Source organism: Fibrobacter sp. UBA4297, from assembly GCF_002394865.1.
Classification (GTDB): Bacteria; Fibrobacterota; Fibrobacteria; order Fibrobacterales; family Fibrobacteraceae; genus Fibrobacter.
This window is the reverse complement of sequence record NZ_DGUZ01000008.1, coordinates 28,636-47,158: the sequence shown is the minus strand read 5'-3', so window position 1 is coordinate 47,158 and position 18,523 is coordinate 28,636. Positions and strand designations below refer to the sequence as shown.

The 18,523-nt window shown below is 49.2% G+C and carries 19 protein-coding genes and 1 pseudogene; 15 read left to right on the top strand and 5 right to left on the bottom strand.

Going from position 1 to position 18,523, the window contains the following annotated elements; translation table 11 throughout:
- Positions 1–686, bottom strand: a pseudogene (locus B3A20_RS03070) (biotin attachment protein); the annotation flags it as partial.
- Positions 687–954: 268 nt separating this feature from the next.
- Between B3A20_RS03070 and B3A20_RS03065 the strand changes: the two are divergent.
- Positions 955–2,919 carry an FISUMP domain-containing protein gene (locus B3A20_RS03065; protein WP_290761691.1) on the top strand — a complete coding sequence of 655 codons (1,965 nt, stop codon included), beginning with the start codon at positions 955–957 and terminating at the stop codon, positions 2,917–2,919.
- Between the two features lie 128 nt (positions 2,920–3,047).
- Here the strand turns inward: B3A20_RS03065 and B3A20_RS03060 are convergent, their stop codons facing one another.
- The gene (locus B3A20_RS03060; protein WP_290761689.1) at positions 3,048–3,872 is read right to left on the bottom strand and encodes a tetratricopeptide repeat protein; all 825 of its coding nucleotides are present in this window, start codon (positions 3,870–3,872) and stop codon (positions 3,048–3,050) included.
- Positions 3,873–4,003: 131 nt separating this feature from the next.
- Here B3A20_RS03060 and B3A20_RS03055 point away from each other — a divergent pair, with 131 nt between their 5' ends.
- The 10 genes from B3A20_RS03055 (at position 4,004) to B3A20_RS03010 (ending at position 14,796) form a co-directional block, all read left to right on the top strand.
- Complete coding sequence (locus B3A20_RS03055; protein WP_290761687.1) at positions 4,004–4,507, top strand: hypothetical protein; 504 nt, start codon at positions 4,004–4,006, stop codon at positions 4,505–4,507.
- Complete coding sequence (locus B3A20_RS03050; RefSeq protein ID WP_290761685.1) at positions 4,508–5,239, top strand: hypothetical protein; 732 nt, start codon at positions 4,508–4,510, stop codon at positions 5,237–5,239.
- Positions 5,226–6,011 carry a hypothetical protein gene (locus tag B3A20_RS03045; protein ID WP_290761683.1) on the top strand — a complete coding sequence of 262 codons (786 nt, stop codon included), beginning with the start codon at positions 5,226–5,228 and terminating at the stop codon, positions 6,009–6,011. Before B3A20_RS03050 ends, B3A20_RS03045 begins: the two co-directional genes overlap by 14 nt.
- On the top strand, positions 5,989–7,116 hold the full coding sequence (locus tag B3A20_RS03040; protein WP_290761682.1) for an AI-2E family transporter: 1,128 nt from the start codon (positions 5,989–5,991) through the stop codon (positions 7,114–7,116). The genes B3A20_RS03045 and B3A20_RS03040 overlap by 23 nt, the downstream gene beginning before the upstream one ends.
- A gap of 107 nt (positions 7,117–7,223) precedes the next feature.
- A complete protein-coding gene (locus B3A20_RS03035) occupies positions 7,224–7,526 on the top strand; it encodes an HU family DNA-binding protein (protein WP_014545592.1) in 303 nt (100 codons plus the stop codon).
- A gap of 123 nt (positions 7,527–7,649) precedes the next feature.
- Complete coding sequence (locus B3A20_RS03030) at positions 7,650–7,829, top strand: hypothetical protein (protein ID WP_290761679.1); 180 nt, start codon at positions 7,650–7,652, stop codon at positions 7,827–7,829.
- 310 nt (positions 7,830–8,139) lie between these two features.
- Positions 8,140–11,358: a carbamoyl-phosphate synthase large subunit gene (carB, locus tag B3A20_RS03025; protein ID WP_290761677.1), complete on the top strand. Its 3,219-nt coding sequence runs from the start codon at positions 8,140–8,142 to the stop codon at positions 11,356–11,358.
- Between the two features lie 667 nt (positions 11,359–12,025).
- Complete coding sequence (locus B3A20_RS03020; protein WP_290761674.1) at positions 12,026–13,096, top strand: adenine-specific methyltransferase EcoRI family protein; 1,071 nt, start codon at positions 12,026–12,028, stop codon at positions 13,094–13,096.
- A gap of 13 nt (positions 13,097–13,109) precedes the next feature.
- Positions 13,110–14,282 carry an HNH endonuclease family protein gene (locus B3A20_RS03015; RefSeq protein WP_290761672.1) on the top strand — a complete coding sequence of 391 codons (1,173 nt, stop codon included), beginning with the start codon at positions 13,110–13,112 and terminating at the stop codon, positions 14,280–14,282.
- Between the two features lie 274 nt (positions 14,283–14,556).
- On the top strand, positions 14,557–14,796 hold the full coding sequence (locus B3A20_RS03010) for a hypothetical protein (protein WP_290761670.1): 240 nt from the start codon (positions 14,557–14,559) through the stop codon (positions 14,794–14,796).
- A gap of 11 nt (positions 14,797–14,807) precedes the next feature.
- Here B3A20_RS03010 and B3A20_RS03005 read toward each other — a convergent pair whose 3' ends face one another.
- The 3 genes from B3A20_RS03005 to B3A20_RS02995 all read right to left on the bottom strand — a co-directional run bounded on the left by B3A20_RS03005 (position 14,808) and on the right by B3A20_RS02995 (position 15,965).
- The gene (locus tag B3A20_RS03005) at positions 14,808–14,966 is read right to left on the bottom strand and encodes a hypothetical protein (protein ID WP_290761668.1); all 159 of its coding nucleotides are present in this window, start codon (positions 14,964–14,966) and stop codon (positions 14,808–14,810) included.
- Positions 14,967–15,055: 89 nt separating this feature from the next.
- Entirely contained in the window at positions 15,056–15,484 is a 429-nt protein-coding gene (locus tag B3A20_RS03000; RefSeq protein ID WP_290761666.1) for a PIN domain-containing protein, read from the bottom strand.
- A gap of 1 nt (position 15,485) precedes the next feature.
- On the bottom strand, positions 15,486–15,965 hold the full coding sequence (locus B3A20_RS02995; RefSeq protein ID WP_290761664.1) for a hypothetical protein: 480 nt from the start codon (positions 15,963–15,965) through the stop codon (positions 15,486–15,488).
- 85 nt (positions 15,966–16,050) lie between these two features.
- Here B3A20_RS02995 and B3A20_RS02990 point away from each other — a divergent pair, with 85 nt between their 5' ends.
- The 4 genes from B3A20_RS02990 (at position 16,051) to B3A20_RS02975 (ending at position 18,500) form a co-directional block, all read left to right on the top strand.
- The gene (locus tag B3A20_RS02990; RefSeq protein WP_290761662.1) at positions 16,051–16,203 is read left to right on the top strand and encodes a hypothetical protein; all 153 of its coding nucleotides are present in this window, start codon (positions 16,051–16,053) and stop codon (positions 16,201–16,203) included.
- A 65-nt stretch (positions 16,204–16,268) separates the two neighbouring features.
- Complete coding sequence (locus B3A20_RS02985; protein ID WP_349680059.1) at positions 16,269–16,421, top strand: hypothetical protein; 153 nt, start codon at positions 16,269–16,271, stop codon at positions 16,419–16,421.
- A 222-nt stretch (positions 16,422–16,643) separates the two neighbouring features.
- Positions 16,644–18,218: a transposase gene (locus B3A20_RS02980; RefSeq protein WP_290761660.1), complete on the top strand. Its 1,575-nt coding sequence runs from the start codon at positions 16,644–16,646 to the stop codon at positions 18,216–18,218.
- Between the two features lie 15 nt (positions 18,219–18,233).
- Complete coding sequence (locus B3A20_RS02975; RefSeq protein WP_290761658.1) at positions 18,234–18,500, top strand: hypothetical protein; 267 nt, start codon at positions 18,234–18,236, stop codon at positions 18,498–18,500.
- The last annotated feature ends 23 nt before the right edge of the window (positions 18,501–18,523 follow it).

Sequence of the window (18,523 nt, the reverse complement as noted above, 5' to 3'; positions counted from 1 at the left end):
GCCTTGTACTGGGCCACACCGGTACCGCAGGTGTCATGGCTGTGGATGCGGAGTTCAACCTTGTCACCGAGGAGCTTACGAGCACGCTTGAACGTTTCGTAGACCTTGGTCGGGTTCGTCGTACCGGAAGCGTCCTTGAAGCAGACTGAAGCGAACGGAACGCCGGCGTCCAAGATGTTGCGGAGGATGCGTTCGTAGAATTCCGGGTTGTGGGCGGCGTTGAGGTCGCATCCCGGAGGAAGTTCCATCATGGTGACGACGACTTCGTGTTCCAGACCGGCGTCAGTAATGCACTTGCCGGAATAGATGAGGTTGTTCACGTCGTTGAGGGCGTCAAAGTTACGAATACGGGTCATGCCGTGCTTCTTGAACATCTTGGCATGAAGATTGATCATGTCGCGCGGCTGCGGAGCGAGAGCGACCACGTTGATACCGCGGGCGAGAGTCTGGAGGCGAATCTTCGGGCCTACGACGCGACGGAATTCATCCATCATGTCGAATGCGTCTTCGCCGCAGTTCTGGTACAGAGCCTGGAAACGGGCACCGCCACCTGCTTCGAAGTGGGTGATGCCAGCCTTCACAGCTGCTTCAACGGCAGGCATGAAGTCCTTCATGAACACGCGAGCGCCGAAGATGGACTGGAAGCCATCACGGAACGAGGTGTCTTGGAACAGAATCTTTTTCATAATGTTTTCCTGTGGGATTTAGTCCCTTGTTTTTACTGTACAATAAAAATACGGGGTCAAAGATAGAAAAAGTAGGAAGTCGGAGGATGGAAGTAGGATGAGAAATGAAGATGAATTGTGTGTATTACACTCCGTAAACAAAAGTTTTCATGCAAATGCGAAACTGTTGAAACAATCTATACCATCTAAAATTGCGTATTGTGAAAAATGTATTTTTTACCTAATCAAATTATGTACACATAAAATTGTGTTGGAATACGGAGTCTTTATGAATAAAAAGTACGCTCTTGCTGTAACGACTTCTCTTTTGGCTGCAGAAGCGGTTTTTGCTGCTTCGTCTGCGGACAAGACTGTGGTTGCTTGTGGCTTTGACGACATGTTCGGTAATTCTTGCTACTGGCGCTGCCCGGATATGGAGGATACGTTTAGAACGGAAAAGAAGGACGATCGTTGTGCCAATGTTCTTTTCAGGTGCGCCAATTATCCGCGTTCTTTTATGCGATCCTCGGTAGGAAGCAGTGAAATCTGGGTAACCCCGGACAAGTACAACTACTATTTTGGCAAACTTCCGCAGGAATATGATTGCAGTATTTCTGAAGAAGAGCGCATTGCACAGGCTTCGCGCCCGACCCAGCCGCCTCCGCCGAATCCGTATGCTTCGAACAAGTACCAGAATACTTCGACTTACGATGAAGCTAGGAACCTTTTGATTGATAACCGCGATGGTGAACGTTATTCCACGGTGAAGATCGGTGGCCGTGTATGGATGGCTGAAAACCTGAAGTTCCGCCTGCCTGAAAGTTATTGCTACGAGAACAATACCCAGAATTGCGAAACTTATGGACGCCTTTACACCTGGAGTGCCGCAAATAGGGCTTGCCCTGATGGATGGAGCTTGCCGAAGGGCGATGACCTCAACTATCAGGACTTCAATCTGAATAGTTTCAGGGTGATTGACGGCGGTTACTATGTCGATGGTGAACGCTATATCGATCTCGGCAATCGTGCATTCTTCTGGCTTGGTGACGACAAGGGTGGTGACCGTGCTGATGCGATGAGCTTCAGAGGACAGAATCTTGAAACATTTGCTTTCCAGGGACGCAAGGCGAATGGTTACTCTGTACGCTGCATCCAGAACTGGGAAGCGGCATGCAAAGACCGTTTGGGCGGTGTGATGGACAATGCCGGCAAGACTTACAGAACGCTTAAGGTCGGCGATCAGACTTGGATGGCCGAAGACGTTGTTCTTGATCGCTTGGACGAAATGGAGTCCCGAAATCTTGGACGCGCTTGCCCGCGTGGCTGGCATGTGCCGGAACAGGCTGAATATGAGCTGCTTTTCTCGAAAGCTTCGGAATTTGAAATTCATGCCAATGACAAGCGTGTAAGAAGCAGTCGTGATGCTAGAGAGAATCCGTGCAGCTTGAATTTTGACTTCAAGCGCGGTTACTGGACATCTTCAAAGAATGGCAATGAAATGACATACGTGGACTGGAAATACAACGCCATCCGCGAAAAGGGGACTCCGTACTTCAAACATGGGGATGCTTATACGAACAAGCTCCGCTGCGTGAAAGACGGCTCTTCTTATGGAATTCCAAAGCCGCAGGTGAAGACTTCTCAGGCGGGTGCAAAGCCTGCGGTACAGGCGAATTCTGCGAAAAATGCCGCCAACAAGACTGTCCTTGAAAAGTTCATTTTGCAGGGCGTGACATTTGGCGTTGGTCAGTCTAGATTCACCCGTGAATCTTCCGAAGGCTTGAATAGACTTGCGGGCCATCTGAGAAACTATAACGGCAAGACGATTGAAATTGTTTCCCATACGGATAACTTGGACCGCCCGGAAAGAAGCCGTGTGCTTGCCTTGAAGCGTGCCGAAGAGGTGAAAAGCTATTTGGTGACGGCAGGCCTTTCTGCGCAAGATATCGTTGCGACAGGTAAGGGTGGTGATGAACCTCTCGTGCCGAATACGACTCCAGATAACCGAATGAAGAACAACCGCATTGAAGTGTTTGTGTACTCTTATGATGCTCCGGCCCAGGCTGCAAAGCCTCAGCAGAACAATGCTCAGAAGGCGACTGAACCGGCTCCGAAAAAGCCGTGCAAGGAACGCGACATGGCGAACAACAAACTTGGCGAATGCTATTCTTATGCGGAAGGCTCGAAGGACCACAGGCGTTGCATGGCGGCGTACAAGAACCTGCTGAACCTCGCCAATTCTAAGTGCAAATAACGTATTAAAATCCGCCGGTTCCTGACGGTGACATATTGTGAAAACAAAGAAGCGCAGCTCTTTGAGCTGCGCTTCTTGTCTAAGTTCTGCCAACTAAGTTCTAAGAGGGCTGAAAGCCCGGTCTATCCCTAGATGAACATCATCGTGTTGAGCTTGGCGCGGTACTTCCAGGTGAGTTCGTGCTTGGGACCGAGAACGCCGAAGAGCGTGAGCATCGCCTTCTTGGCTGCGCCATTGTTCCATTCCGGAGCTTCGACATATAGGTTCAGGAATGCCTGGAGAGCGCTTTCGAAATCTTCTTCGCAGGCGAGCTTGCATGCCTCGTGGTAAACGACGGCTTCTTTGCCTTGCACGTCTTTCTTGGCGACTTCGGCGTGGAAGTCGAGGAGTTCCAAGAGCGATTTGGCTTCGCGGTACTGGTCGTCGCTTTCGACAAACTTGGAGAGGATATCTTTTGCCTTTGCGGTATCGCCGAGCCCGAGGGTTGCTTTTGCCCACAGGAGCTGGAGCTTCTTATCGTTTGGGTTCTTGGCGAGAGCTTCGTCAAGCATCGGGAGCGCTTGGTCAAAGTTCTTTTGCGCGATGGCGTCTTCGAGTGCTGTCTGGAAACGGGCTTCTTCGGAAACGTAGAACTTTTCGAGACGCTTCTTGAGGTCGGCTTCGGGGAGCACGCCTTGGATGACGTCTGCAATCTGGCCTTTGTCGACCACGTGGATCTCGGGGACGGACTGCACGCGGAACATCTGGATGAGGCGCATGTTTTCGCGGTCGTCGCAGCTTACGACGCCAAGCGTAAAGTCCATGCTTGTGGAAAGCTGGCCTGCCAACTGGGAGTACGGGGCGCAATCCGGATATTCTGCGGAAGAGAAAAGGATTGCGACTGCGCGTGATTCGGAGGCCTTGATGACCTCTTCTTCAAAATTTTCTGCTGTAATTTGAACTACTTTAGCCATGGAATAAAATATAGAACTTAGAACTTAGAGCTTAGAACTTAGAGGATGCAATTTGTGTTTTTGAATGCATTTTTCATTTTTCTAAGTTCTGCCAACTAAGTTCTGCCAACTAAATATCTATATTAAATTTCATGAGTAAATGTTCTTTTTGCGGTTCAGAAGTCGAGTCCCTCAGAATTGTCAATCTTGATCTGAGGATTTGCCCGAGGTGTTATTCCATCTATTTCCCGTGCAACCAGACGTTCGCCTTTTACGGTGGACTCTCGGACAAGACGCGTGAATTATGGCTTAACGACTTGAATAAGAAAAACGTGCAGGATCCACCCTGCGAAAATCCGAAGTGCATCGATCATGGAGAGCCGCTTGTGAAGGGCAAACTCCCGCATTACGGTTTCGATGGCTATGTGACAACCTGTTGCGAAACGTTCCACATGCCGCCTTCGACGGTGAAACAGCTTTTGCAGTGGTCCCTGGATATCAAGGCGGCTCCGCAGGCAAAAGAAGGCAAGCATCACTTCTTCTTTATCCATTGGATTGATTCGCTTGTGAACAAGCTCTTTGGTGAAAAGCCTGTAGAAGAAGATCCGTTGGATTACATTCAGTACAATAGAACTTTAAGGAAATTTTTTGAGTAAATGAAAAAAACATATACGATTTTAGCAATCATTGCGTTTGTCGTTATTGCTATTTACGTGATGCTCCCGAAAGACCGGTTTGCTGAAACGGTCTTTCCGCTGGGGGAGAGTGCGAAAGTCTCTGCGTATGACGATAACGCCAACGGAGGAACATCCGTAATCCAGATGAATGTTACGGATTCGCTGGTGACATTCCAGTGCGCGCTCAGTGCTGATAAAAAGAAGCCGGCTTGGTGCGGGCTCGTATTTGACTTTGACCCGAATGGTGAAAAAAAGTACCACAACTGGAAAAATGTCGATACGCTTTATCTGGATATCGATGTGGCCGGAACAAACGAAATCAATATTAAAACATGGACGTTTGACCCCGATGTGACGGACTTGCAACATCCGGAAACGTTTAGGCTTTTGTTGAAAGAGGTCCCGGTGAGGACTGGCCGAAACAAGATTGCAATACCTTTTGAACAACTTTATATTCCTGATTTTTGGTACGACGACCGTGGCGTAAAGCGTTCCCGTAACCGTCCGCATCACGAAGGCGTTGCGCGATTTGAAATCTCGGCTGGCTGGAATCAGCCGCGAGGGGCAAACTTTGCTGTCGCCGTCCGTGAAGTCTCGGTGAGCGGAGTAAGCAATAAGACTTATGGCATATTCCTGTTCATTATTCTTGGACTTATGATTGTGGCGATTGGACGAAGCCACCCAGTGAAGGAGTACGATGAAAAAAAGTAGGTGGATTGGAATCTCGATTTTCCTAGTCCTGCTTATTGCTTGGGGCTTTTTCTATTCACGCTGTGGGGGAGTGGCGGTGGAGCTTTTCCCTGAGCGGACGTTCGATGTTTTCCCGCTAAACGATAGCGCTGTCGGGGGATTTTCGACAAGTGAAGTCCAGCTGACGGATACGCTCCTGATTTCATCGGTCGTGATTCATTCGGGGAAAGCTTTTACCTATGCGGGTGTTGGCTTTAACCTAAAGTCTAAGGATAAACGCCCTGGTAGCGTTTTTGACCTGACGAAGTTTGATTCCTTGGAAATCCATGTCGCATCGAAGCGCATGAATTCTATGAAACTTCGCATCTTGACGGATGACCCTGTCTATACACGTAGTGGCGATTATGCAACGCTTCGCGTCCTGGAAAAGGAAATCCCGTCGGCGCCTTACTTGCTGATGGGCGGCTCGAAGGAACGCTTTGCGGTGAGCAAGTTCTCGCTGAGCGAATTTCGAGTTCCGGAATGGTGGCTTTCGCAGCAGGGGCTTGAAGAAGATGACGGCAAGACCTATTTGAATCGCGGTTCGTTTTTTGAAATTGTAAGCGGCGGATCGACGCTTCGCGGCATTCCTGATGAAATGGAAATCCGCTATGTTCGTCTTTGGGGCCATAATGCCGAACAAAAGAAATTCTTGTACATTGCGTTTGGCTCCATTCTGTTTGGATTTGTTTTATTCTTAGTGCATTCCGCAAAACAAGGCAGGAGGGAAAATGCAAAGAAATTGGACGCTTGATAGGGTGATGCGCTATGTGCTGATTGCAGCTGCTGTAGCGGTTTCTCTTGTGGTACTGAATTACTTGAGCGGAGTCTTGTTTCCGTTTTTTGCGGCGTTCTTGATTGCGTACATCATGGACCCGCTTGTCTGTAGATTGCAAATAAAATTCCGCTATCGCGTCATTGCGGTTGTGGTCGTGCTATTGGGCGCCGCTATAATTATTGGCGGTTGTATGTATTTCTTTATCCCAAAAGTTATGCACGAAGTCCAGTATTTGGGAACGCTCATTTCGAAAATCTTCACAGACTCTACTTGGAGCGACAGAATCATGACTTTCTTGCCTGCAGATACATGGGCTTCTGTAAAGACGATGATTTCTTGGAATAGCATTGCAGAGGCGATGGAATCGCTTGATGTGTGGAGCGTGGTGCAAACGGTCTCGGACCGCATACTCCCTGGCGCCTGGGATATCCTTTCGAAAACATCGACGATTGTCATGGGCGTGTCTAGTGCCGCAGTCGTGTTTATGTACCTTGTCTTTATTATGTTGGATATGCACAAAATAAGGAAGGGCATTCGTCGCTTGATTCCGAGACGTTACCGCCGCGATGCCGGAGAATTTGCTTCTGCTACGGACAAATTTATGGGCACGTATTTCCGTGCTCAGTCCATGGTAGCCTTTACGGTTGGCGTTTTGTATGCAATTGGCTTTAGTGTGATGGGACTCCCGATGGGGGTTGCTTTTGGACTTTTCTCTGGGGCCTTGAATATGATCCCGTACATGCAACTCACGACAATCCCTTTGGCCTTACTACTGGCTGTGGTTTACGCTCTGGACAAGGGAATGCCGTTCTGGGAAGTGGCCATTATCATCCTTGCGATTTACCTTGTCGTGCAGATTATCCAGGACTTCTTCTTGGTGCCTCACATTGTGGGGAAGTCGATGAACCTCCCGCCGGTCGGCATCCTCCTTTCGCTCTCGATTTGGGGCAAGTTGCTCGGCTTTTTGGGCCTTTTGGTGGCAATTCCGTTCACGTGCATTTGCCTTGTTTATGTAGAGAAATTAAGGGATAAGGCTGACCAGTACGTGGAAGATGCGGGCAGACTGGCGCCCAAGGCTTGATTTTGCGCGGTTTTAAAAACTTTTTTCAATAAAAATCAATCTTATCTAAGAAAAAAAAAGTATAATATTACCAAACAATTCACAAATCTGACTCAAGGAGTTAAAAAATGAACAAACAAGATCTCATTGAAGCCGTGCTCGCTAACAAGGAAGCTGGCATTGAATCCAAGGCTGCAGCAGCTCGCGCAATCGACGCAGTCCTCGACGGTATCGCTGCTGGTATCAAGAAGGACGGCAACGTCCAGCTCATCGGTTTCGGTACTTTCACTGTGAAGTCCCGCGCTGCACGTACTGGCCGCAATCCGCAGACTGGTGCTACCATCAAGATCAAGGCTTCCAAGACTGTCGGCTTCAAGGCTGGTGCAGCTCTCAAGGAAACCGCTGCTAAGAACAAGCCGGCTAAGAAGTAATTTCTGAGCTAGATTTGCTTTTGCAAAGGTGGGTCGCTTTCGGGCGGCCCTTTCGTTATTGTTAAATAACAATTTGAGCTGAGTTTATTATATTGACGGATAATAACTTAGAGGTTTTGTACAATGCGTAAATTTTTTGGCTCTCTTATCGTTGCGTCCCTTCTTGGAATTATCGCCTGCGCGGCCCCTGACGATGCTGACTATGAAACGCTCCATGAAAAATGCAAAAATGAGCCACAACTCCCTGAATGCCAGGAGCCTGATGAAGGTCAGGAAGATTTTGGTTATGGAGAAGATTATTAACTAAAATCCAAGTGGTGAAATAGCTTTTTTTGCTACTCGCTATTGCAAGGTTTTGGAGCATATTCTATATTTGCGCAAGTTTAAGTCTTTGCGAAATAGGAACGTGATGAACGGAATGCTCAAAAACTTGAAGCGCAACTGCGACATTATGCATGTCGCGCCGTTCACTACTATTTCTATTTCCAATGTTGTTTTTAAAGATGCTGGACTTTTTAGTTCAGCGTTTTTTTTATGTCACCCTGGAGCGTAGCGATAGGGTCCAGGGCTGTTTAACACAAGAGTTTAATAATTAGTTCAACGGAGATAAAAAATGAAGATTGAAGGCATCGACAAAGTCCTTATCATCGGTTCTGGCCCGATCGTGATCGGTCAGGCTTGCGAATTCGACTATTCCGGCACCCAGGCTTGCAAGGCCCTGCGCGAACAGGGTTACAAGATTGTGCTCGTGAACTCTAACCCAGCTACCATCATGACCGACCCGGTCATGGCCGATGCCACCTACATCGAACCGCTGAACGTCGCCCGCCTCACCCAAATTATCGAAAAGGAACGCCCGCAGGCACTCCTCCCGAACTTGGGCGGTCAGACTGGTTTGAACCTCGCCTCAGCACTCAGCAAGGCTGGCGTGCTGGACAAGTACGGCGTGAAGGTCATCGGTGTGAACCTCGACGCTATCGAACGCGGCGAAGACCGTGAAATCTTCAAGGAAACCATGCAGAAGCTCGGCATCGACACCCCGCGCTCCGGCATTTGCCACTCTGTGGAAGAAGCCGAAAAGATCGTGGCCGAAATCGGCTACCCGGTCGTCGTTCGCCCGGCATACACCATGGGCGGTGCAGGCGGCGGTTTCTGCTACAACGTGGAAGAACTCCGCACCATTTGCTCCAACGGTCTTGAACTCTCCATGACCCACCAGTGCCTCATCGAAGAATCCATCCTCGGCTGGGAAGAGCTGGAAGTCGAAGTGGTTCGCGATTCCAAGAACCAGATGATTGCCATCTGCTTCATCGAAAACATCGACCCGGTGGGCGTGCATACCGGTGACTCCTTCTGCGCAGCCCCGTTCCTCACCATCGACAAGAAGCTCGAAGAAGAACTGAAGGAAAAGGCCTTCAAGATTGTGGAATCTATCGGCGTGATTGGCGGTACCAACGTGCAGTTCGCTCACGATCCGAAGACCGGCCGCGTGGTGATCATCGAAATCAACCCGCGTACCAGCCGCTCCTCTGCCCTTGCTTCCAAGGCTACCGGCTTCCCGATCGCCCTCATTTCTGCAAAGCTCGCCGCAGGCCTCACCCTCGACCAGATTCCGTACTGGCGCGATGGAAGCCTCGAAAAGTACACCCCGAGTGGTGACTACGTTGTGCTCAAGTTCGCTCGCTGGGCATTCGAAAAGTTCCGCGGCGTCGATGACTGCCTCGGCACCCAGATGAAGGCCGTGGGCGAAGTCATGGCTATCGGCAAGACCTACAAGGAAACCCTCCAGAAGGCTATCCGTGGCCTCGAAAACGGTCGCTCCGGCCTCGGCTTTGCGAAGGACTTCAACAAGAAGAGCAAGGAAGAACTCCTCGAAATGCTCAAGACCCCGAGCTCCGAACGTCACTTCCAGATGTACGAAGCTATCCGTAAGGGTGCTACCGACGAAGAAATCTTCGCCGCCACCTACGAAAAGGCCTACTTCGTGCAGCAGATGCGCGAACTCGTGGAACTCGAAGAAGAAATGCTCAAGACTCCGGGCCGCCTGCCTTCTGACGAACTCCTCGTCAAGGCCAAGAAGGACGGCTTCAGCGACAAGTATATTGCCAAGATTCTCGGCATCCGCGAAAAGGACGTGCGCAAGAAGCGCACCGAACTCGGCGTGGTCGAAGGCTGGTGCGCAGTGCCGGTGAGCGGTGTTGAAAACCAGTTCTACTACTACAGCACCTACAACTGCAAGGACGAATCTACCGCTTCTGAGAACCCGAAGAAGATCATGATTCTCGGCGGTGGCCCGAACAGAATCGGTCAGGGTATCGAATTCGACTACTGCTGCTGCCACGCTGCAATGGCTCTCCGCGAAATGGGTTACGAAACCATCATGGTGAACTGCAACCCCGAAACGGTTTCTACCGACTACGATACCTCCGACAAGCTGTACTTCGAACCGGTCTGCCTTGAAGACGTGCTCCAGATTTACCACAAGGAAAAGCCGGCCGGCGTGATCGTGCAGTTCGGTGGCCAGACCCCGCTGAACATCGCCCGCGCCCTCTCCGACGAAGGCGTGAAGATTCTCGGTACCAGCATCGACTCCATTGATATCGCTGAAGACCGCGACCTGTTCCGCAAGATGATGGACCAGCTTGGCATCCCGATGCCGGAAAGCGGCATGGCCACGAACATCGACGAAGCCCTCGCTTGCGTCAAGCAGATCGGTGGCTACCCAGTGATGATCCGCCCGAGCTTCGTGCTTGGCGGCCGCGGCATGGAAGTCATCTACGACGAGAACATGCTCCGCGAATACGTGGCAAAGGCCGTGGGCGTGACCCCGGACCGTCCGCTCCTCATCGACCGCTTCCTCCACAACGCTTTGGAATGCGAAGCCGACGCCCTCTCCGACGGTGAACACGTTTACATCCCGTCCGTGATGGAACACGTTGAACTTGCCGGTGTCCACTCCGGTGACTCCGCTTGCATTATCCCGCCGGTAACCATCACGAAGGAAAACTTGGCAACCATCAAGGATTATACCCGCAAGATTGCCGAAGCCCTCCACGTTTGCGGCCTCATGAACATGCAGTACGCTATCGAAGACGGCAAGGTGTTCGTCCTCGAAGCGAACCCGCGTGCCTCCCGCACTGTGCCGCTGGTCTCCAAGGTTTGTAACACGCAGATGGCCCGCCTCGCGACCCGCCTGATGCTCGGTGCCAAGCTCGAAGACCTGAAGCTCAAGGACAAGAAGTTCAACCACCACGGCGCCAAGGAAGCTGTGTTCCCCTTCGACAAGTTCCCGAAGGTGGACCCGGTTCTCGGCCCCGAAATGCGCTCCACCGGCGAAGTCCTCGGCCTCTCCGACGACTACGCCCTCGCTTACTACAAGAGCCAGGAAGCCGCAGGTTCCTTCCTCCCGAACGAAGGTGCCGTGCTGATTAGCCTCTCCGACAAGGTTAACTTGTCTGAACAGGCCATCGAAATCGGTAAGGAATTCCAGAAGCTCGGCTTCAAGATTTACGCCACCGAAGGCACCGCCAAGTTCTACGAGAAGGCCGGCGTCAAGTGCGAAGTCGTGAACAAGATCGCCGAAGGCCGCCCGAACGTCCTCGACATCATCCTGAACAAGCAGGTGAACCTCATCATCAACACGCCGTGGGCAAAGCGCGACGCCATCAAGGACGAAAGCGCCATCCGCAAGGCCGCCATCAAGTACAAGGTGCCTTACATCACGACCCTCGCCGGTGCGTACAACACCGTCAAGGGCATCGCCGCCGCTCGCAACGGCCACGGTGCTGTTAAATCTCTTCAGGAATATCACGCGAGCATCGAAGAGGTGTAAGGTCCCTGAGCCTGCCGAAGGGCCGAACCGCTGAAGGGTCGTATTAGGATGAAGGGGGAGGGGTCCCCCTCGCTTCAGCCCCGACCCGCCCTTATAATCACGCCCACTCAAGTAAGAGTGGGCGTTTTGCATAAACATCTTCGGCTCGGCAGTGCCCACGCAAGCGTGGTCGTTGCTCTTGCCTTACGATGTTTTCTGTATAACCCGCCCTAGTCGGGTCTTCCGCTACCCTTTCTAGCGGGTGCTCAGACGCCGCACCCGCAACGCCCGGCTTGAACCACCCACCCGCCCTTTTACCATGTCCGCGTAGGCGAGCATTTCCCTTTCTTGTCAAAATAAAGTATATTTCTCATAGACATTTTTTTGAGCTTTTGCTCTCGTTCTCCGTTCTGAAATCCGCGAAATTTCAACACTACCGGAGAGTGGGACAGACGCTCACGCATATATGCTTTGGTGTACTATACCTTGTATAGTGCGCTTGGGTGTATTTCGACAGCGATGGCGTATTGTCGTCGTATTTGTCGCCCGTCTTGGGGCGTGAGTTGTTTGTGCTTGTTTGGTAGTGGGTCTTCGCGGAACCGCAGAACGGATAAGTACATTCAACCTCACGCCTTCTTTGTTTGGCTGAATGTACGGAATCTGGGCAAGCTCCAAACGGAGACGTGCTATGCCCAATGCCGATTTTTTACACAAGGCCAAAAAGAACAAAAATGATGAGTTCTATACCCAGTATGCGGATATACAAAAAGAAGTAAACGCATATCTCGAATATAATCCAGATGTGTTTCGCGACAAAACAGTTCTGTTGCCCTGTGATGACCCTGAGTGGAGTAATTTTACAAAGTTCTTTGCTCAAAATTTTGAAACTTTTGGACTCAAGAAACTTATTAGCACGAGCTACGCCATTGAAAGCAAGAACGTGGACTGGGACTGGCAGCCGACGTTGTTTGAAACAGAAAATCCATTGTTTAGTATGGATAAGACAAAAATCAAGGGAAAGATTTTTACGCTGACGAAGGATGAAAATGCCGATGGTAAAATCAACATCGACGACTTAAAATGGAATTATATGGAGGGCGATGGAGACTTTAGAAGTGAAGAAGTTCAAAGACTCAAAGATGAAGCAGACATTATAATAACAAATCCTCCTTTTTCGCTTTTCAAGGAGTTCTTTACATGGTTGATTGATAGTCAAAAGCAGTTTTTGATTATTGGGAATATAAACGCGATTTCCTACAAAGAGATTTTCTTACAAATTAAGAATAATGAAGTATGGCTTGGCAATGGTATGGGACGGTGGATTTCTGGTTTCATTGTTCCTGATGGTTACGAACTTTATGGAACGGAAGCTCGTGTTGATGAAAATGGCAATCGCATTGTAGCGACGAATAACTGTTTATGGCTTACGAATTTAGAACATGGCAGGCGGCATCAACCTTTAGAGCTTAACACCATTGCACAAAACATTAAACACTCAAAACATAAAGAAGTGAGAGAGAATGGTTATCCCAAATATGATAATTATGATGCGATTGATGTTCCTTTTACAGATGCGATACCTTGTGATTATAAAGGTGTAATGGGCGTTCCAATTACATTCTTGGATAAATATTGTCCAGATCAGTTTGAAATTTTAGGGCAAATGGTGACAACTAAAATAGATGAGTACAATTTTGGCTATCCGTATATAAACGGAAAAAAGGTGTATGCAAGAATTCTTATAAAGAATAAAAAATAGGAGACCTTTCAAAATGAAAACCGAACTTCGCACAGACTTCACTATTGAACAAATTTGCAAGGGCTTTGTCTATAACACCCTCGAAAATAAGGGCTTGTATGGCTTGAACGGAAATCTCGTCATACAGCCGGAATACCAACGCAACTACATTTATGCCGATGGCAAGAAGGATGTCGCGGTTATCGATTCTATTTTGAAAGGCTATCCGCTAGGTCTCATTTATTTCAATCGCCGCCAAGACGGTAAACTTGAAATTCTCGACGGTCAGCAGCGAATTACTTCTATCGGTCGATTTGTTACGGGCAAGTTTGCCATAAAAGATGGAAATGGAATGGAACAGTATTTTGCCGGGCTTAACGAAGAAATCCAGCAGAAAATCAACAATACAAAATTGCTTGTCTATATTTGCGAGGGCGAAGAGACCGAAATCAAGGAATGGTTCAAGACAATCAATATTGCTGGTGTTCCGTTGAACGATCAGGAACTTTTGAATGCCATTTATTCGGGCTCCTTTGTGACTAAGGCGAAGGAACAATTCTCAAATTCTAACAGCCCAAAAATAAATGTTTGGTCCGATTATGTTTCGGGGAGTGCAAATCGTCAGGATTATCTGCACACTGCTTTGGAATGGGTTGCTGCCCGTAATTCGCAGAGTGTAGAACAATACATGAGTATGCACCGTAACGATACGGATATCAATGAAATCAAAATATATTTTGATACAGTAATTGACTGGATTGATGCGACATTCAAGGAGACGACGTCTGAAATGCGTGGCTTGGAGTGGGGGCGTCTTTACGAAAAGTTCCATACAAATGGCTACAATTCTGATGAGGTCTGGAAACGAGTAGAAGAACTTCTTGCCGATGACTTTGTAACGAATAATAGAGGAATCTTTGAATATGTTCTCGGTGGCGAAGAAGATAAGTCGCTATTAAATATCCGTGTTTTTGACGAACGAACGAAAAAGGCTGCTTATCAAAAGCAGACGATTGAGGCGCAAGAAAATGGACATTCCAATTGTCCTTACTGTGCGATGTCTGATAATGCAAACAAAAATAAAATTTGGAAACTTGCCGAAATGGATGCCGACCATGTGACTGCGTGGAGTAAGGGCGGCGCTACTGACCGAGCCAATTGCGAAATGCTTTGCAAGTCACATAACCGAGCAAAAGGGAATAGATAAAGAACGAATTCAAACGGTTAAAAACCTTTTATGCGTTGCTCAAATACTTTTTCATATTGGTAAAGAAGGGGCGGGCATAGTTCGCCCTTTTCGATTTTTACTTTGTTAAAATGGTGGGACCGTCGATCACCGAATTAGGTTAAACCTGGTGCAATCGACCAGCTCGCTAATAATATACAGTTTTTTATCTTCAAAACAGCAAAAAAAACAACTATTGACTCCGAATAGAGTTTTGGTTATATTAGGATAAAGTATTCTAGGAGCAAATTTCCCAATGGTTCTGCTGGACGAATTGACTTATCTTGGTAATCTCTTAAAGGCTGCTGGCGTTAAAACGCGGATGTGCGATGGCTCAAACTCGAAAATGTCGGTAGAATGCGATGGTCATTCCTATTTGGTAACACTGGATCTTGTTATGGATTCTCTGAAACTTCTTGATGCAAAGGCGTCTGTAGAAGTTGTTTCATTAACTCCTGAACAAGCTTTTTTCCGTATAACAGGGAAAAACTTATAAAGGGAGCGTTTTTAGAGATACGGTGTTCTCCAGTGTTCTATGCCGATTTGCTCAATGGCGTCAGCACCTAACACGCCGCTTTCCCATAACGCATCCGCTTCTTTTTGGACTTCTTTTTCAAGAACTTCTGAACGAGGGGCTTCCTGGATTTTTTTGTTTTTATCAGTCATATGGGATTTGTCGCTATGAAAATGGCGGGACAGTCTGCCCGCCGAATTAGGTTGAATCTGGGTCTTTCGACCAACTCACAATAATATGTTTAGGCTTCGAACCAATTCTCCAATTTTAGGGGAGTGATTTTTGCGATAGGTTCGAAATCTTTTGTATTCCGCGTTACAAGAATCAAATCGTTGGCCAAGGCTGTTGCTGCGATTTGAGAGTCGCATATCGGTCTTGGTTGCCCGGCCTTGTTGCATTTGGCGACTACCTCGGCATAATAAGCCGCTGCAGTTGCGTCATACGGAATGACATCAAATTTTTGCTTTACGATTTCAACATATTCCTTCAGTTTATTCTTTCGGGAACCGTCTGGCAGGAGTTCGACACCGAAGAGAGCCTCTTGCAAGGTTATTGCCGAGATTGTACATAAAGGCTCAAATCTTTGTATGTTTGTTAAAACGTTGGTATTTGGCTGTGGCTTGGAAAGTTCGGAAATAAGGTTGGAATCCAGCAAGAATCTCTTGTCCATCTTACCCCCAGATATTAGCCTTGCTTGCATCGGGATATTCTACGACGCGTCCAGCCTCAAGGTCTTTAGAAAAATCGTCATCAGGCGAACATCCTTGACGCCAACTCTTGAGTGCGTCAAGAAACGATTCCTTGCGGTTGAGAGTCTCGTTCATATCGCGCTCAATCTTCCCAAATTCCATTTTTAGTTTCAGGTAGAGAACAAACTTCTCTACCTGCGAGATGTACTTGCTGGGCAGGGCTCGAATTTCTTTATTCAAAACATCCGTAGTCATGATTTTGTCCTCTTTTTCTAATAATATATCTTTTTTGAGTAAAAAAAGCAAGCCTAGCTGCATTTGCGTTAGGGATAGTGACCCCTTGGGGCGGCATTGTGGTGCCGTTTTATGAGGTTGGGCGGGAACGCCCAAGGAAGAATTTTCCCGCACGGTGCCGCTGGTCTCCAAGGTTTGCAACACGCCTGTGAGCCGGAGGCGACTCATTTTAACGAGTCGTCGAAGGCGACCTTTGACCACTTAGTACTTTAGTGCTTACGTGGGCATGGCGACCTTTAGGTGGGAGTGAGGCGTGAGCCGAACGGTCTTCATAATCGAAGTCCTTGGCCTCTCCGACGACTACGCCCTCGCTTACTACAAGAGCCAGGAAGCCGCAGGTTCCTTCCTCCCGAACGAAGGTGCCGTTCTGATTAGCTTATTCGACAATGTTAACTTGTCTGAATAGGCCATCGAAATCGGTAAGGAGTTGTAGAAACATCCTCGCCTCAGTCATGCCAGTCCGCAAGCGGCCTGTCGCGACATTCGGCTTGCGGCGTTTTCCAGAAGCTCGGCTTCAGTATCAACGCTACCGAAGGAACCGCCAAGTTCTACGAGAAGGTCGTCGTGAAGTGCGAAGTCGTGAACAAGATTACAGAAACTCTCTGCGCTCAGTCCTATATTTAAAAGAAACGAAAATCACTCCTTCATTAGTCTATTTTTAGAAATGGGTAGGAGATGGGCAACCCGAGCGCTCGGTAGCGCCAGACGCAGTGCATGACATTGGGACCCATCTCCCTCAACCCAGGACCCCGAACAAGTATGCTGGCAAAACGCAGATGCCGAATACCTTTGGACAATGGGGCGTGGGGTGATTACCCGTTAACAATATAGCAAAGGAATCTTAAAATGGAAACATGGGTCGGCATCGACATCTCCAAGGACACTTTCGACGCAGCCTGGATTATGGACGGCAAGAAGAATCATCTGAAGCTGGAAAACGGTTCCAGCGGTTTCAAACGTCTTCTGAACGAAGTGCCGGCCGGGTCTCGTTTTGCGATGGAAGCTACAGGAGAATATCACCTGAACTGCACCAGATACCTGTCCAGCCGCGGGAATCCGGTTGCAGTCTTCAACCCGTTTGCCGTGAAAATGCATATGCAAAGCGACCTCAGACGCTGCAAGAACGACAGGGCCGACGCCTATTCGATAGCGAAATTCGCAGCGGAAAAGAATACCGTTTGTTGGAGTTGTCCGACAGACGACGAAATAAGGCTCAAGCATCTTGATGCCGTTATAGACAACTTGCAGAAACAGATCCGTCAAAGCAAGAACGTGCTGCATTCGCTAACCCAGGTCAATTTAAGCGACGACCAGGCCGTTTCCATCATCAAGAAAACAATATCCAGTCTGGAAACCCTCATGGAAAGAGCCAGAAACAGGCAACTTGAAATGGTCAAGACCAGCAGGAAAGAAGAAATAGCCTTGGCATGTTCCATTCCCGGGATCGGTCTGGAAACATCGCTGAAGTTTTTTACGCACGTTGGAAATATCAAAAAATTCGACAGTTCCAGAAGCCTAATTTCCTGGATTGGCCTGACTCCGCGGAATGCACAATCGGGGACAAACTGCGATGCCCACGACAACTACGACCCCTTGGGCTGGCAGGGCGACGGCGAAAACGCCGACGGTTTCGGTGCGCACTACCAGAAACCAGGCGAGGGCGATACGACCAAGTTCATTGGGTGCCGTTCCTGGTGGAACAGCGACGACGGATTCGACTTCATCAACCAGGAATTCCCTGTGGTGCTGGAAAACTGCTACGCCATGGGGAACGGCTACAGCGATTACGGGCTTGGAAACCCAAAGAACGGCAACGGACACGGCATCAAGATGGGCGAAAGCACGCTCGGTGGCGGGCGGCATACCATCAAGTTCTGCGCCGCCTGGAAAAACAAGGCGACGGGCTTTTACGCGAATTACACCGGCGTGGGCAGCAAGTGGCTCAACAATACGTCGTACATGAACAAGGACCGCGAATTTGCCATGGCATCGACGCTCTTCGATTCTGAAGGGAACCGCATTGCCGAGGTGGCGCCGCTCACCGACGACAACGCGCACGTGCTCAAGAACAACATCGCCTTCCCGAACAGGAATTCGCAAGTCGGGGAATGCTGGGAAAAGATTGAAAGCCAGAACATCGACCACTATGTGGAATGCCCCGCCGGCGAGAACAACACGTGGAACCTAAATCTCGACTTGACCGAGGATGACTTCGTGAGTCTCGATGACCCGAGCATGACCGTGACCGGCAAGGACCTCTCGACCATCGCGGGAATCTTGGGCCCGCGCAACGCGGACGGCAGCATACCCGACGTGGGCTTCTTGAAACTCAAGAAGGGGAGCCGCGCTATTGACAAGGGCGAAGATCTCGGATTTCCGTTTGTGGGCGAGGCGCCCGACCTTGGCGCATTCGAATACTGACTTTCGAGCAGCTCCGTGGCGCCTTCGAGCTCGGCGGGCGTTTCGTCGAGTTCGGGCACGACATCTATTGCAACTCGCTTAGACAGTTTTGTGAACGCCTTGGAATCGGCGACGGTGTTTGATTTGCAGGGGCGCTGCTTGGGAACTTTGCAGGTTGAACTTTTATGTGGACCCGGTGCCGCGCGCAACGCTCTCGAATCCGCACTCCGTGCAAAGTTCAAAACGCCGGGCGCCTACTTGGTGCGACTTGGGCGCACTTTGCAAAGAGTGAATGTAAATTAATTCGATTTAATTTTTCACGCAAC